The sequence below is a fragment of the Kitasatospora nipponensis genome (assembly GCF_039528135.1).
In the GTDB taxonomy this organism is placed as follows: Bacteria; Actinomycetota; Actinomycetes; order Streptomycetales; family Streptomycetaceae; genus Kitasatospora; species Kitasatospora nipponensis.
On record NZ_BAAALF010000443.1, the window covers coordinates 1 to 1,506 of the forward strand.

At 82.4% G+C, this 1,506-nt stretch carries 2 pseudogenes; both read left to right on the forward strand.

Features of this window, described 5'->3' with window-relative positions:
• Positions 1–1,350, forward strand: a pseudogene (locus tag ABD323_RS41020) (hypothetical protein); the annotation flags it as partial.
• Positions 1,269–1,506: pseudogene (locus ABD323_RS41025) on the forward strand (hypothetical protein); the annotation flags it as partial. The pseudogenes ABD323_RS41020 and ABD323_RS41025, both read left to right, overlap by 82 nt.

The window sequence follows — 1,506 nt, forward strand, 5'->3', positions numbered from 1 at the left end:
GCCCGCCCCGCCCTGCCCCGCCGCTCCGCCCCCCCGCTGGCCCGCGAGCGGCAGGTGCTCGGCCTGCACCTGAGCGCACCGGACGGCACCGCGCTGGACCCCGGCACGGCAGCCCGCCGGCTGCTGGAGCGCCTGGGCCTGGACTGCCCGGCGCTGCCGGCGCCCGCCCCGGCCGAGGAGGGCGCCCTCGCCGACGAGGACCCGGCCTGCGCGCAGCTACGGGCGGCGCTGACCGGTTGCGCCACCCTGCTGCTGCTCGACGACGTCCCCGACGCGGAGCACCTGCGCCCGCTGCTGCCGCCCGAGCCGCGCTGCCTGGTACTGGCCGTCACCACCGGGCCGCTCACCGCGCTGGCCGACCGCTTCACCGTGGACCCGGTGATCCTGCGCGGCCTGGAGGCCGGCGCGGCCGTCGAGCTGCTGACCGCGCTGGTCGGCGGCACCCGGATCAGCTGCGACCCGGTGGGCGCCGCCGAACTGGCCGAGGCCTGCGCGGGCCGCCCGGCGCCGCTGCGGCTGATGGCGGGCTGGCTGCGCGAGCGTCCCAAGGCGGCCGTGCCGGACGCGGTGGCCGCGCTCCAGGAGGCCGCCCGGACCGAGGCGGCGCGCCGGGAGAAGGCCCGCACCGCGCCGGCGGGCCGCGAGGGCGGCGAGGGCGGGGAGGAGGCCGGCGGCGGCCGCACGAGCGATGGGCGAGCCGCCGGTACGCGGCACGGACGGGCACCGGACGCGGGGGCGGCGAGCACCGCGGGCGGCCCGGGGGAGCCGGGCGGGGCGGCGGGCAGGGGGGCGGCGAAGAGCGGGACCCGGGGCGGGACGAAGGGCACCGGACAGCCGGTCGGCGCCACGGACCAGCCGCTGCGGGCCCCCGGCGGCGAGCCGCTGCCGGCCGAGCTGGTGCTGCGCTACCGGGCCCTGCCGCACGCGCAGGCCCGGCTGCTGCGGATGCTCACGCCGGTCCCCGGCGGGCAGGCCGACCTGCGCACCGCCTCCGCGCTGGCGGGCTGCCCCGCCCCGGAGGCCGGGTGCCCGGGCGGCTGTACGCCGAGCTGCGGGCGCTGCGCGAGGAGCTGGACCGCCCGGCCGAGGTGCAGCTGGCCCGGGCCCGGCTGCTGGAGCGCCTGGTGCGGCTGGTCGACTCGGCCGGCGCGCTGCTCGACCCGGCCACCGTCGGCGCCCCCGTGCCGCTGCCCGGACCGCTGCGGCTGCGCACCCGCGAGCACGCCCGGCGGTGGCTGCTCGGCGAGCGGGCGGTGCTGCTGGGCGCGGTGGAGGAGGCGATCGGCCAGGCCGACCTGGACGGCTCGGCGGGCCGGCTGCTCGGCTCGGTGCTGGGCGCGCTCGCGCTGACCGGCCGCGACCTGCCCGCCGACCGGTACCGGCTGCACCTGCTGGTGCTGCGCACCGCCCAGCGGCACGGCGCGCCGCGCCGGGCGGCCGCCGCCCTGCTCAACCTCGCCGACCTGCGGGCCGGGTGCGGGCCGAGGGGGGGCGGCGCGCGGCACC